12 protein-coding genes are annotated in these 13,111 nt (G+C 72.8%); 3 read left to right on the top strand and 9 right to left on the bottom strand.

Going from position 1 to position 13,111, the window contains the following annotated elements:
- Positions 1-129: 129 nt before the first annotated feature.
- Genes GSE44_RS16045 through GSE44_RS16035 form a run of 3 tightly spaced genes read right to left on the bottom strand, consistent with a single transcriptional unit; the run spans position 130 to position 1,963 of the window.
- Positions 130-567, bottom strand: a complete 438-nt coding sequence (locus GSE44_RS16045; protein ID WP_159349843.1) for an acyl-CoA thioesterase — start codon at positions 565-567, stop codon at positions 130-132.
- Positions 564-1,259, bottom strand: a complete 696-nt coding sequence (locus tag GSE44_RS16040; RefSeq protein WP_159349842.1) for a class I SAM-dependent methyltransferase — start codon at positions 1,257-1,259, stop codon at positions 564-566. Before GSE44_RS16040 ends, GSE44_RS16045 begins: the two co-directional genes overlap by 4 nt.
- A complete protein-coding gene (locus GSE44_RS16035) occupies positions 1,256-1,963 on the bottom strand; it encodes an RraA family protein (protein ID WP_159349841.1) in 708 nt (235 codons plus the stop codon). Before GSE44_RS16035 ends, GSE44_RS16040 begins: the two co-directional genes overlap by 4 nt.
- Before the next feature lie 143 nt (positions 1,964-2,106).
- Here GSE44_RS16035 and GSE44_RS16030 point away from each other — a divergent pair, with 143 nt between their 5' ends.
- Positions 2,107-3,774 (top strand): methyl-accepting chemotaxis protein, encoded by a 1,668-nt coding sequence (locus GSE44_RS16030; protein ID WP_159349840.1) that lies wholly within the window; start codon positions 2,107-2,109, stop codon positions 3,772-3,774.
- Positions 3,771-4,961, top strand: a complete 1,191-nt coding sequence (locus GSE44_RS16025) for a PP2C family protein-serine/threonine phosphatase (RefSeq protein WP_159349839.1) — start codon at positions 3,771-3,773, stop codon at positions 4,959-4,961. The genes GSE44_RS16030 and GSE44_RS16025 overlap by 4 nt, the downstream gene beginning before the upstream one ends.
- Positions 4,962-5,002: 41 nt before the next feature.
- Here the strand turns inward: GSE44_RS16025 and GSE44_RS16020 are convergent, their stop codons facing one another.
- Positions 5,003-5,518 (bottom strand): hypothetical protein, encoded by a 516-nt coding sequence (locus GSE44_RS16020; protein ID WP_159349838.1) that lies wholly within the window; start codon positions 5,516-5,518, stop codon positions 5,003-5,005.
- A gap of 133 nt (positions 5,519-5,651) precedes the next feature.
- On the opposite strand from GSE44_RS16020, the gene GSE44_RS16015 reads away from it, so the two are divergent.
- Entirely contained in the window at positions 5,652-6,815 is a 1,164-nt protein-coding gene (locus tag GSE44_RS16015) for a helix-turn-helix transcriptional regulator (protein ID WP_159349837.1), read from the top strand.
- A gap of 27 nt (positions 6,816-6,842) precedes the next feature.
- On the opposite strand, the gene GSE44_RS16010 is transcribed toward GSE44_RS16015, so the two are convergent.
- From GSE44_RS16010 to GSE44_RS15990, 5 genes are read right to left on the bottom strand one after another with little or no spacing between them, the layout of a single operon-like run.
- A complete protein-coding gene (locus tag GSE44_RS16010; RefSeq protein ID WP_159349836.1) occupies positions 6,843-9,386 on the bottom strand; it encodes an ATP-binding protein in 2,544 nt (847 codons plus the stop codon).
- Positions 9,383-10,126, bottom strand: coding sequence for a response regulator (locus GSE44_RS16005; protein WP_159349835.1), 744 nt, complete (start codon positions 10,124-10,126; stop codon positions 9,383-9,385). The genes GSE44_RS16010 and GSE44_RS16005 overlap by 4 nt, the downstream gene beginning before the upstream one ends.
- Entirely contained in the window at positions 10,123-11,187 is a 1,065-nt protein-coding gene (locus GSE44_RS16000; RefSeq protein WP_159349834.1) for a chemotaxis protein CheB, read from the bottom strand. Before GSE44_RS16000 ends, GSE44_RS16005 begins: the two co-directional genes overlap by 4 nt.
- Positions 11,184-12,320, bottom strand: a complete 1,137-nt coding sequence (locus GSE44_RS15995) for a chemotaxis protein CheW (RefSeq protein WP_159349833.1) — start codon at positions 12,318-12,320, stop codon at positions 11,184-11,186. The genes GSE44_RS16000 and GSE44_RS15995 overlap by 4 nt, the downstream gene beginning before the upstream one ends.
- Positions 12,317-13,096 carry a CheR family methyltransferase gene (locus tag GSE44_RS15990; RefSeq protein WP_159349832.1) on the bottom strand — a complete coding sequence of 260 codons (780 nt, stop codon included), beginning with the start codon at positions 13,094-13,096 and terminating at the stop codon, positions 12,317-12,319. Before GSE44_RS15990 ends, GSE44_RS15995 begins: the two co-directional genes overlap by 4 nt.
- Positions 13,097-13,111 lie beyond the last annotated feature (15 nt).

Here is a 13,111-nt window from a genome sequence, read left to right as displayed (position 1 = left end):
GTGGGCGCGGATGGTTCCTTCCGGGGGGGCAATGCGTCAACCCGGATATCGTATCCTATCGCCCGTTCTGGTGCATCGGCCGCCCAGAACGCAAGCACCTTGCCGCCGCTCTGGGCGCAGCCTGCCCTGTCAGCGGCGAAGTGCGAGCCGTTCCGGCGGCGGTCCGACGGGAGCGGCAGCGAAGCTGGCAAGGATGTCTTCAGGCCAGAGACAGACCCGGCGCGCTTCCAGGTCCACGCAGAGGAAGAGCAACTCACAGCGCGCGCTCTCGAATCCGGCCTCGGCATGAAAGAGCCGGTGGCGGACCAGCAGGCGCTTGGCGTCATGGGCCAGCACCTCGCTCTCGGCCGCCAGCGGATCATCCAGCCGGACCTCGCGCGCATAGGCGACCCAGTTCTCGGCGGCGAAGGTGCCGAGGCCGCGGGCCCGGAAGCCCGGGCCCAGGCCAAGACTGGGCCACAGCACATCCGTCGCCATGTCGAAGACCGCCACATAGGGCGCGAGGTTCATGTGCCCGTAATGGTCCACCCATTCCTGGCGGACGCGGGCGAGGACGGGACGGCTCACACGGGCTTCCGCAGGATCCACTTCGGGTTGATGACCTCGAGTTCCAGCTTGTTGGCCGCCGCGAACTCGTCCGCGGCCTGCTTCACTCCGGGCCAGGGATAGTCGTCGCCGACCATGATTCCGCCAGGCCGCAGCAGCTTCCAGTAGATCTCGATGTCGCGCTTCACCGGCTCATATTCATGCGCGGCGTCGATATGCACGAGATCCGGCCGCAGCCGCAGCTTCGCGACCAGAATGGCCGCGTTGTCGCTGGTCTGCGGCAGGGGCACCACGCGCTCCGCATGGCCGGTATGGACCATGTTGGAGAGGAACTGCCAGTAGAGGCTCGGCCAGCCAGGGACAAGGCCAAGGCTGTCCGAGATCCGGTCCGGACGCGTACGGTCCCAATGGCCGGGGCTGCCGAGAAAGGTGTCGATCGCCAGCAGCACGGAGTCCGGCCGGACCCGCCGCATGGTCTCGGAAAGGCGCGCGACGGACTGCCCCTTCCACACGCCGACATCAACGCCGATGGCGGGCTTCGCTTCCTCCACCGCGCGCATCAGGACCGGATGGTCGCCGTTCCAACCCTGCAGGTCCAGCGTCCGGGTCGGGGTGAAGCCAGCATAGATGTCGGTGCCATGCAGCGCCTCCATCACCCGGGCGGCGGTGGGGGTGAGCGTCACCGGCGCCGCCGCGGGGGCAGGCTCGCTCAATGGATCTCGTCCGCCCGGCCCAGTGCCTCGCGCAGCGCGGCGACGGTGAAGTCGCGCGAGGCACAAAGGTCGAGGATCACCTTCTCCCTCCGTGACAGCAGCTCGATGGCGGCCGGGATCTTCGTCACGGCGTCATAGGGGATGACCACGGCGCCGTGACGGTCCGCATGCACCACCGCGTCATGGTGGCAGGCCATGCCATGCACCGAGACCTCCTGCCCGTACTGCACGATGTGCACATAGGCATGGGACGGGTTCACGGCGCCCGCGATCAGCTGGAAGCCCGGGGCGAGCATGTCGAGGTCGCGGATCGAGCCGTTGGTAACGCAGCCCTGCGCGCCGAGCGCCTTGTGGACGTTGGTGTTCACCTCGCCCCAGAAGGCGCCGGTGCCGGGGGTGTCGTCCAGGTCCTGCAGCACCACCACCGTCGGCATCGCGGCCTCGGCCACATATTCGTACCAGCCGATCCGGGCGGCGCGGTCCACCTCCTTCGCGCGACCCGAGGGGGCGGCGGCGCGGATGGTCCCGGTGCGGGCCAGCCCGCAGATCGGCGGCAGGGTGGTGGAGGCGGGCACCAGCGGCCGCAGGGTGAAGCCATGGCCCCGCCGGTGCGGGGCCACCATCTCCAGCGCATTGCAGATGGTGGGCGTATCCCAGGCCTGCAGGGCTTCAAGATCCTGGGCGGTGAAGGGCTGGTCGGGCATTCGGTTCCTCTGGTTTCCTCGCGGCCCGCAGCATCGCCGGGCAGGGCGCGGAGAGCAAATCCGGCCTGCAGGCCGCCCCAGGCGCCACAACCCCGGCGTGCGGATGCTTGTTCCGGCTCGGCGCCGGAGGCTAGCCTCCGCACATGGATACGCCCCCCACCGCCCGAGCGACCGAGCAGGCGGTGGGCCGGAGCGCCCCCTCCCCCGAAGAACCACCTGCCCCATCCGCCAGACCGGCCATAGGCCTCGCCGCGCGGATGGGCCGGATCGGCACCCGCGCGGCGCTGATCGCCCTGCTGATGCTGGCCGTGGTCGGCCTGCTGACCGGCAGCGCCATTATGCTCGCCGAGCGCCAGATCGCCATCATCGAGCGGATGGGCGGCCCGGATGAGGAAGCGGATGCGATGCTGGACCGCTTCGCGACCCAGATCGCCGATTTCACCACGGCCATGTCCAACGTGCTCGCGGGCGTGCTGCGCGCCGCGCCCGCGGCAAGCCGGATGATGCGGACCGGCACCATGCTTGGCGAGTCCTTCGCCGCCGTGGACCAGCACCTGGGCGCGGAGATCGATCCCATCGTCATGAGCGGGGCGCGCGACATCGCGGCGCGGCTGGGCCCGCTGGTCGAACGGGTGCGTGATGCCTTCGCCGCCAACCGCAATACGGAGTTCGCCGGGTTGCAGGAGGAATGGCTGGATGCGCAGGCGAGCCTGCTGGCCGTAACGCTCGCCGCCCGCCGTGTGGTGCAGGCGCGCAACGCCGAGACGCTGGCCGAAGCCCATGGGCTCAACACCGATGCGCGGCGCGTCATCCTCGGCACCGGCGCTGCGGGGCTGGTGGGCTGCGCCCTTATCCTCTTCGTGCTGCTGCGGCTGATCGCGCGCCCGGTCGGGAGAATCGCCCAGGCGATGGACGCGCTCTCCTCCGGCCGGCTCGAAACCGAGGTGCCGGAAACCGGCCGCACCGACCAGCTGGGCGAAATGTCGCGCGCCGTGCTCGTCTTCAAGGACAGCCTGCTGGCCGCCCGCGCCCTGACCGATCAGGCGCTGGAGAATGCGCGCCGCACGGCGGTGGCCACCACTCAGGCCTCGGGTGCCATCAGCCAGGTGAGCGACAGCGCCATGACCCAGCTGTCGGAGCTGCGCCAAACCGCCGATGCCCTGGCCCAGACCACCGACGCCATCGCCGATGTCTCCCGCTCCACCGCCCAGGCGCATGACCATGCCGAGCAGGCCAAGGCCGTGGTGGCCGCGAACCTCGCCAAGGTGAACGGGCTGATCGAGCTGGTGGACGCGGTGGGGGAGGATACCGAGCGGGTGACGCGGATCGCGGGCACCATCGCCAAGGTCGCCACCCAGACGAACATTCTGGCCGTCAACGCCGCCATCGAGGCGGCGCGGGCCGGCGAGCACGGGCGTGGGCTCGCGGTGGTAGCCGAGGAGGTGCGGGCGCTCGCCGCCTCGGCCGAGAACCTGGCGCAGGAGATCGCGGATGTCGTCGTGGTCGCCGGGCGCCGCGCACGGGAAGGCAGCGGCACCGCCGCCGCCGTGGGGGAAGCAATGGATGGATTGGAGCACATGGTGGCGGAAAGCGCACGGCTGGCCGGTGCCATCGCCGTGGCCATGGAGGAGCAGCAGGCGACGGTGGGCGGGCTGAACGAGCGCGTCGCCACCCTCACCCGCATCGGCCAGTCCAACGCCACCGCCGCGGAGGAAATCACGGTGACGATGATCGACCTCTCCCGCCTGGCCGGCGACACCCGGCGGGTGGTGGAAAGTCTGGCGGTAGGCGGCGGGGAGCGGGTGGCGTGATCGATGTGGACGTGATCCAGCCTGGCGTAAACGAGAAGGTCTCCATCCTCGTCGTCGAGGATTCCTCCTTCAATCGCCTGGTCCTGAAGAAGCGGCTGGCCGAGTTGGGCTATGCCAATGTCACCGAGGCGACGGACGGGGTGGAGGGGCTGGCCGCCATCGATCGCGGCGCCTTCGACATCGTCCTGCTGGACCTCGAGATGCCGCGCCTGGATGGCATCGGCGTGCTGGAGCACCTGCATGCGGCGCGCGGCGCGGCGCCGCCGGTGATCGTCATCTCCGCCCTGACGGAGATGGAGAAGATCGTCCGCTGCATCGAGTTGGGTGCCGAGGACTATCTGCCGAAATCCTTCGACCCACCGCTGCTGCGCGCGCGTCTTGGCGCCGTGCTGGAGAAGAAGCGGCTGCGGGACCTGGCCGACCAGCGCCTCGCGGCACTGGAGGCGGAGCTGGAAAGCGCCCGCGCCGCCCAGCTCGACCTCGTGCCGCGCGACTTCGCCACCATTGCCCCCGCCGGCCTCTCGCTCCATGCGGCGATGATCCCGGCGCGGCAGGTGGGCGGCGATCTGTATGACGCGGTGCGGCTCGGCCCAGGCCTGCTCCTCGCCTGCGTGGCCGATGTCTCGGGCAAGGGGGCGCCGGCCGGACTCACCATGGCGCGCAGCCTGGGGCTGATCCGCGCCTCCGCCGCGCTGCTCTCGGCCGGGGGTGCTGTGCCGGATCCCGCGGCGATCCTGGCTCATGCCAATGACGACCTCTCGAGCGAGAACGAGAGCCAGACCTTCGTCACCGTGGTGCTGGCGATCCTGGATGCCGCCTCCGGCACCGGCCGCATCGCGCTGGCCGGGCATGAGCCGCCCTTCATCCTCTCGGCCGGCACGGCGCGGGCGGTGGCCGATCTTTCGCGCCAGCCGCCGCTCGGCACGATGGAGGGCTTCCCCTACCGCTCAGACGCGCTGACGCTCGCGCCGGGCGAGGCGCTGTTCCTGTTCTCGGATGGGGTGACGGAGGCGGAGGACGGGGAGGACGGCTTCTTCGGCCGGGACCGCCTTGCGAGCGTTTTGCGGCCGAAGGGGGACGGCACCCCGCGGGAGGTCGTCCGCGCGGTGCTGGATGCCGTGGCGGACTATGCCGCGGGCGTGCCGCAGGCGGATGACATCACCGTCCTCGCGGTGCGGCGGGCCTGAGCGGGGCCCCGCAAGCGATGGTGCCGCGGCCGTCCGGCGGTTCAGCGCATTCGGAAGCTGACGGCGAATTCGTCCAGCGTGACGACCGAGCGGCCGTTCATCAGGATGGTGCCGTCGGCCGAGAGGATCTGGGCACGGCGATTGATGCGGCGCAGGTCCAGCCGATACTCCACCTGCCCCCGCCCCTCGACGGGGATGGGCAGGTGGCGGAGCCGCCCGGCCTGCATCGGCATGGCCTCGCCCTCAAAGCCCAGCCAGCGGCCGTAATAAGCCAGGAGCCGCGACAGGATGGCGACGTCCACGCGGGCCTCGCCTGCGCCGGTTGCGCGCACCAGACCGAGTTCATGGCGCCCATCCCGCGTGCCGAGGGCAGCGATCTGACCGGGCCCGTTCCAGCGCGGCTCCAGCGGATCACCTTCATGCGCCATGCTATCTGCGAAGCCGGCATTGTCGTTGGCAGTTAGCGTTGGATGCCAAACATTCGTCGTCAGAGCGGGGTTCGAACCCGGTCGGATCCGGGGATGGAGTGACTGGTCGAGCACGGTCTGCTTGCCCATTCGCGGCCTGTTCCAGTGTAGCATTCACGCTTCCGCGATTTACGGCATCATCAATTCTGAGGATCGGACAGATTAACGTTTCGACAGACGTCTTGCGGCGAGAAAGATGTCGTCCAGTCCGGATGGAGACCTGATGGATTCCGCCCTGGCGATCATCGATCGGATCTATGCCGCGGCAGCTGGCGAGACGCCATGGGAAGACGTCATCCGCACGCTCCAGCAGGCGGTGGGCGCGGCCAGTTCAAGCCTATTCGTCCTGGGCCGGCCGGAAGGTGGCCTGGAGTCGCTCCACGGCAACACCTTCGATCCCGTGGTCATCGCGGCCTATGCAGCGCATTACCACCAGATGGATCCGTGGATCCGGCGGCTGCGGCCGGAGCGGCTGGCCGAGGGCACGCCGCTCCATATCGCGCGCGGCGAAAGCATCATTCCGCAGGACGAATACCGGCGAACCGAGTTCTACAACGATTTCGGGCGCGGCGCCGGGGTGGAATGGGTCATCGGCGCGGTCGGGCGGCTGGGCGGGGACAGCTACTTCCAGTTCGCCCTCCAGCGCCCGACGGGCAAGGATGCCTTCGACGCACAGGCGCTGGCCGTCCTGCAATCCGCCGGCCCCCATCTGCAGCGTGCGCTGCAGCTCCGCGAGCAGCTCCGCGCCGCCGATGCCGCACTTCCCGCCCGCATGCTCGATGCGCTGCCGGTGGCGGCGCTCGTCGTCGACTCGGAGCTCACGCTCCGCTACGCGAATGCCGCGGCCATACCGCTCTGCGGCCCGGACACCGGGATCCGCCTGGCAAAGGGCGGTCCCCGGCCGGGCGCGCCCATCAGGCTGCGGCTGGGCCATTCGGGCGAGATGACGCGGTTGCTGCTGCTGGTCCGCTCCGTCGCACTGAACGGGGCGCCCGGAGGGGCCATCCGGCTGCGGCCGGGACCGAAAGGACAGCGGCTCTCAACCGCACTCTTCATCTCCCCGCTTCCCGCCGGCCTCCCCCACGCTGGAGACGGGACGGCGCCCGGGCGGGCGCCGGGTCTGGCCCTGATCATCCTGCGCCCGCTGAACCGCGCGATGCCGGCGCCCTCGCTGCTACAGGAACTCTTCGGCCTCACCCTCGCGGAGGCCGAAGTGGCGGTGGGCCTGGCCGGCGGCACGCGGGCCGAGGTGCTGGCGGAGCGGCGCGACCGGACGCTCTCGACCGTCCGCGCCCAGGTGCGGGCGGTGCTGGAGAAGACAGGAACAGGAAATCTGCGGGAGCTGGAGGCCCTGCTCGCCTCCCTCGCCTCCGCCGCGCCCGAGTAATGCACGGCGGGTGACGGCGGAGGCGGATCAGCCCTCGCTGCCCAGCCCGTCCGGTTCCAGCAGCAGCACCGGCTCGCCATTCCCCAGCACGCCGACGCCGCCCACGCCCGGCAGCCGGGCGATCGCCGGATGCAGGGGCCGCAGCAGGATATCGGCGCGGCGCTGCACCCGGTCCACCCCCAGCGCCAGCAGGCCGGCAGCGGCGCGAGTCACCACCACCGCGCCATGGGCGGCATCGGGCAGGCCGAGCAACTGGGCTAGCGGCAGCACCACGCGCCCATCGCCCGCGCCTTCCAGCACCGCCTCCACCCGGGCCGCAGGGATGGCGTAGGGGTGGCCCCCCACCTCCACCAGCAGCACGGTCTGGGTCGAGGCGGTCAGCGGCAGGCGCAGGGTGAAGCTGGTGCCGCGACCGGGGGTGCTGGCCACCTCCAGCGTGCCGCCGGCCCGCCGTGCGGCATCCTGCACCACATCCAGCCCGACGCCGCGGCCGGAGGTGGCGGTGACGGTGGTCGCGGTGGAGAAGCCGGGGCGGAAGAGCAGCGCCTCAATCTGCGCAGCGGATAGGTCCGGCGCTTCCTCCGCCGTCACCAGCCCGCGCTCCAGCGCGCGGGCCAGGACACGGTCGTGATGGATGCCGCGGCCGTCATCCGAGACACGCACCCGGATCTGCCCCGCGCGCCGGGCGGCGGAGATGCGCAGCAGCGCGCGGCCGGGCTTGCCCGCGGCCTGGCGCTCGGCGGGTGACTCGATGCCGTGATCCACGGCATTGCGCACCAAGTGCAGCAGCGGATCGGCTAGCAACTCCACCAGCGAGCGGTCGATCGCGACCTCCTGGCCCTCCAGCGCGACCTCCACCTCCTTGCCCGCCGGCTCGGCCACGGCACGCGCCACGCGGGGCAGCCGGGCGAAGAGGGTGCCGACCGGGACGACGCGCAATTCCATCACCGCCTCGTCCAGCCGGCGGAGCGAGAAGGACAGGCGGCTCTCGGCCTCCTCCAGCGCATCCTCGAAGCCGCGCAGATGGTCCGCCAGCTCCGTCAGCTCCCGCCCGGTGGCGCCGTCCAGCTTCCCGGCGATGACGGAAAGCCGTGCGATGGCGCTGCGCGGCGTGCTCTCCCGCAGCGCTTCCGACAGGGCGAGGGAAGCGGCGCGGACCTCGGATTCGAGGGAGATCAGCCCGTCGATCGTCTCCTGCCGCACGCGCATCGTGGCGCCGCCGGCGGTGGCGGGGGCATGGGAGGCCTCCTCCTCGGCGGCGGAGAGGGAGAGAAGGACGCGGCGCGAGGGATCTGCCGCCGTGGCAGCGCGGGACAGCGCCTCCAGCTCCGCCGCGCTGGCCAGCAGCAATTCCAGCAGGGGCGGGCTGGCGCCGGGAAGGGTACGGCTGCCGAGGATCTCCGCCTCGGGCCGCAGCGCATCGGCAATGGCGCCTTCCAGCGCTTCGCCCTGGCCCATCGCCAAGCGGGCAACATAGAGGCGCCCGCCGGAATCGAGGGCGATGGCGGCACGCTGCCGCGCGGTCTCGCTCAACAGGGGCAGGAAGCCGGCGGGGATGCGGGAATCGGCGCTGGCCGAGGCGGCAGAGAGCGGACCACCGCCACCCTCGGCATGGCGGATGGCCTCTGCCAGCACCGGCCCGCGGGCGCCGAGCAGGGCGGCGGCGTCGGGATCGGCGGCGCGATCCGCTAGGTCCTCGAGGGCCAGCAAGGCGCGTTCCAGTGAATCCTGGCCCAGGGCACAGGCGGCGGCGGCGGCGTCGCGCGCGGCGGAGGCCAAGGCACCATGGCCGCCGGGTGGGTCGGCCAGGGCGGCGGCCCCGGCGGAGAGCGCCGCAAGATCCACCGCGCCGCGCGCCGCCTGAGGGATGGCCTCCGCCCCGGCTGCCTCGCCTGCCCGCGCGGCGAGCAGGGCGAGGCGGCGGCGCAGATGGCCCAGGGCGGGCAGCGCGCCCGCCCCGCCGGCCGCCTCACCCAGCCTTTCCAAGGCAGTGGCAAGGCCTGGCAGGCGTATCACCCGGGCGGCGGCGGCGAGATCGGCGGCCTCGGCGAGCGAGGCCTCGTCGCGCCCGGCCGAAAGCGCCGCGAGAGCCGGTGCGGCGGCGGCGCAGCGGGAGGCGAAGGCGCCCAGCAGGGGATCGGCGCCGGAGGAGGCAGGCAGGACCGCCTCGGCCGCCGGCGTGGCATCAGGCGGGCTGTCGCCCAGGGTCGCCAGCCCGGCGATCCGGCGGAGCAGCGCCGGGTCGGCCGGCATGTCCCGATGCGCTTCCAGCACCCGCGCGCGCAACCCGCGCAGCGCATCCACCGCCGCCGTCAGCCCATCCGCCACCCGGCCCGTCACCGCCAGCTTGCCGGCGCGGGCGAGGCCGAGCAGGTCCTCGCAGCCATGCGCCAGGTCCCGCATGCCGGCCGCACCGAGCACCGAGGCCATGCCCTTCAGGCTGTGGAAGGCACGGAACAGGGTGTTCACCCCCTCCCCCTGCACGGGGGCGGAGAGCAGCCGTTCGATGGCGTCGAGATGCTCCTCGCTCTCGGCGGCAAAGCCCTCCCAGAGGGCGGCATCCTCGATCATGGGCCCTCCACCCTGCTCTTAGGCGGAAGCCCGGCGGCGCGGCGGGCGGCGCGGCGGATGGCCTCGCCCTGGCGTTCGCCAAGGTCCGGGCTGAAGGCGCCGGAGGGCTTGCCGACCACGGCGCTCGCGCCGAGCCGGCGCGCCTCAGTGGCTACCTCACCACCGGGCACGGCGGCGGAGGACACGACAACCACGGCGCCCGTGCCGCGCAGCGCCCATTCCCGCAGTACGCCGAGCCCGTCGAGAACCGGCATCTCGATATCGAGAAGGATGAGATCGGGCTCCTCCTCGGCCATGCGCGCCAGAGCCTCGCGGCCGTCGGCGGCTTCGGCGACCACAGCGAAGACCGGATCGGAGGACAGGCTTTCCCGCACCAGGCGCCGCATCATGGCGCTGTCATCCACCACCAGGGTGCGGATCGGCGCGCGGTCCGGCGGAGCCGCCCCCGCAGGCTCGGCCGGTTCGAAGGGCAGGTCATGGCCGGCGGCGACCACGGTGCGAGCATGGGCGGCGAGCGCGGCAGCGGCGGAAGCCGCGTCGAAGGGCTCGGGCAGAGGATCGAAGGCGCGCAGAGCGGATTGCAGGGACTCGATCCCGGCACCTCCGGCCATGCCGCGCAGCGTATCGAGTGCGCGGCGCTGCTCGCGTTCCTCCGTGGCGGCTGCAAGCCGCTCTGCCGCCGCCTCCCATTCGGGGAGCAGGAGCGCCAGCAGCTCGGGGTCGAGCGGCGCACCGCTCATGCCGCACCCCAGCCGCGGCCCGCCGCGCGCGGCACCGCCAGCACGCGCAGCCGCGCGCCGAGCCCGGCGGGATCGGCCGTCTCGGCCACCAGCCCCGCCTCGATCACGGCGCCGGGCATCCCGGCCACTACGCAGCTCTCCGGCGATTGCGCCAGCACGGCCATGCCCCTTTCCCGCAGCGCGGCAGCCCCCGCCGCGCCGTCCCGCCCCATGCCGCTGAGGACGATTCCAAGGGCACGTTGCGCCACCAGAGCGGCCGAGCGGAAGAGCATGTCCGCCGAAGGGTGCACCACCCCCTCCCCGCGGCCGAGGCGCATCACCAGCCCGCCCGACGCGCCGCCGCGTGCGACATGGCCGTCCGTGTTGCCGGGAATCACCGTCACGACCCCTGCGCGCAACTCCATGCCATGCTCGGCGAGCACGACCTGCGCGCCACTGCGGCGGCCGAGATGGCGGACGAAATCCGGGCCGAGATCGGCCGGCATGTGCTGCGCCACCACGCAGGGCACCGGCAGCGGGCCGGCCGCCGCGAGCAGCGTCGCCAGCGCATCCGGCCCGCCGGTGGAGGCGGCGACGACCACCACGTCGCAGCCCTTCCCCGCTGGTGGCGCGAAGGCCGGAGCCTGCGGCAGCGCGACGGGCCTCGGCCGCGCCTGGCCGGTACGCTGCCGGGCCCAGTGGCGCAGCCTTCCACGCAACTCCCGGTCGATCTGCGCCAGGTCCAGCCCGCCGATGGAGGAGCCCTTCCACAGCACGTCCGCCGCCCCGGCCGCCAGCGCCGCCAGGGCATTTTCCGAACCGTCCCGCGTGTGATGGCTCACCATGACCACGGCGGGCGGATCAGGCAGGGCCGCCATGCCGCGCGTGGCGGCGAGCCCGTCCAGGCCGGGCATCTCCAGGTCCATGGTCACGATGTCCGGGTGCAGCCGCCCGGCCAGCTCGATCGCCGTGGCGCCGTCGCTCGCCTCGCCCACCACGCGCAGGTCGCCATCGGCCTCGATGATCCGCCGCAACGCCATCCGCATGAAGCCGGAATCATCCACCACCATGGCGCGGATCACGGCGCATGGGTTCCGAGCGATGCGGCCAGGACATGGGCGCGGCAGACCGGCAGGGCCGCGCCATCCAGGCGCAGGATCGCGGCCACCAGGCCACCACCCGCTACCGGTACGAGATCGGCTTCCGGAACCGCCCGCAGCCCGAGCACCGAGGTGACGGCGAGCGCCACCGGCCGGGCGCCCTGCAGGCGCAACATCGGCACGGCGCCGGAGCCTGCCAGCACGGCCGTCCGTCCCAGCCGCAGCCCGGCATCGAGGACGGGCAGGACATCGCCCCGATGCGCGATGATCCCGGCAAGCGCCGCTTGCCCGTTCCCATGGTTGCGCGGCGCCTGGGGCGGCAGGACCGCCGCCACTTCCTCCAGCGGCAGGGCGAAGCGGGCGCCAGCGGCCAGGGCGAGGAGAAGGGCGCGAGTCGGCACCGCCGCCGCCGCGACGGGCGGCCGGGCGAAGGGGGCGGCGGCCAGCAGTGCAGGAATGGCCAGGGCAGGCGGTAGCGGAGGGGCCTCCGCGACCGGCGCGGCGCCATGGCAGGGCAGGCCGATCTGCCGGCCCTCCGACAGGAGGATGGCGAGCAGAGGCGCGTCGTCCCCCTCCCCCTCCACCAGCGCAGGATCCAGCACCAGCACGGGCCCGGCTTCGGTCCATGCCATGCCGCGCACGCCGGCGGGCGGATCGGGCACGGGATGCAGCGGCGGCATGGGCATCAGCCGTGCCAGGGCCGCGAAGGGAATGTCGAGCACACCGCGGGAAAGGCGCAGGCGGAAGCCGCCCCGCGCGGCTTGGACGGCACCCTCCGCTTGCGTCTCGGCCTCCGCGCGATGCGCCAGGCGCAGCCGGGGCGGCGGAAAAGGCGGCGGCGGCACCGGCGCGGCATCCGCCGGCGGCGAGTCGATGAGGGAATCGCCGCCGAGCAACACCGCTCCCTCGGGGCCGGGCACCAGCGCCCAGGCCCGCGCCGGATGCGCGGCGCCGGGCAGCACCCAGGCCGGAAGCACACCGGTGCCGAGCAGCCCGATGCAAAGCCGCCCTGCCCCGCCCGGCAGCGGCCGCAGCACCGGCGAGGCGGTGACGGAGGCGCCCTCCGGCAGGCGGTGAACAGTGCCGCCCGCGATGATTCCGGCCGCCGCGCTCACAGCCGACGCCAGATGGCATGGGTGCCAGGTTCGGCGCGCAGCGGTAGGCCGGGGCCAGGCATGTCGGTCGGGCCGAGAAGCAGGGCGCCACCAGGCAGAAGCCGTGCCACCAGCCCGCGCAGCACCGCATCCCGCGCCGCAGGCAGGAGGTAGATCAGGACATTGCGACAGAGGATAGCGCCGAAGCGGCCGGTTTCCTCCGGCAGGTCGAGCAGGTTGGTGCGGCGGAAGACGGGGCGTGTCAGGCCATCAGCCCGCGGCAACACCCAGCCGGCGTCCCGGGTGAACCAGGGCAGGAATGCGCCCGGCACCTCGCGTAGGGCATCCGGAGGGCCGGCGGGGTAGCGCGCGGCCTCGGCCAGGGCCAAGGCGGGGCGGCAGAGATCCAGCCCCAGCACCTCCGCCTCGATTCCCTGGGCAGCGGCGAGAATGGCGAGGCTCCACGCTTCCTCCCCCGAAGCGCAGCCGGCCGAGAGAAGGCGCAGCGGGCCGCCGGGAAGCGCAGGAAGAAGCGCCGTCAGCGCCAGAAGCTGCGGCGCGGCGCGGAAGAGCCGCGTTTCCTGGACCGTCACCGCATCCAGCAGCGCGGCCCATCCCGGGGAGGCGAGGTCGGGCGGCGAATCGATCGCACCGGCGAGCGGGGCAGCCCGTTCCAGCCGCCGCCGCAGCACGTCCGATGGAGCCAGCCCAGCCAGCGCCGCCAGCCCGGCTTCCGCCACCGCGAAGGCGGCGGGATCCGGAGCGGCAGGGCGCGGGGCGCGGCGCGTGGCGGGCACGGGCCGGCCCCGTCC

This window comes from Muricoccus harenae (assembly GCF_009848505.1).
GTDB lineage: Bacteria > Pseudomonadota > Alphaproteobacteria > Acetobacterales > Acetobacteraceae > Roseomonas > Roseomonas harenae.
The sequence above is the reverse complement of the archived record's forward strand: the minus strand, read 5'-3'. Positions and strand labels throughout refer to the sequence as shown.

Bases quoted from the DNA above. Each gene is read 5' to 3' on its own strand.
- GSE44_RS16005 (WP_159349835.1), bottom strand. From the start codon at position 10,126: ATGAGCGGTGCGCCGCTCGACCCCGAGCTGCTGGCGCTCCTGCTCCCC.
- GSE44_RS16030 (WP_159349840.1), top strand. From the start codon at position 2,107: ATGGATACGCCCCCCACCGCCCGAGCGACCGAGCAGGCGGTGGGCCGG.
- GSE44_RS16015 (WP_159349837.1), top strand. From the start codon at position 5,652: ATGGATTCCGCCCTGGCGATCATCGATCGGATCTATGCCGCGGCAGCT.
- GSE44_RS16035 (WP_159349841.1), bottom strand. From the start codon at position 1,963: ATGCCCGACCAGCCCTTCACCGCCCAGGATCTTGAAGCCCTGCAGGCC.
- GSE44_RS16020 (WP_159349838.1), bottom strand. From the start codon at position 5,518: ATGGGCAAGCAGACCGTGCTCGACCAGTCACTCCATCCCCGGATCCGA.
- GSE44_RS16010 (WP_159349836.1), bottom strand. From the start codon at position 9,386: ATGATCGAGGATGCCGCCCTCTGGGAGGGCTTTGCCGCCGAGAGCGAG.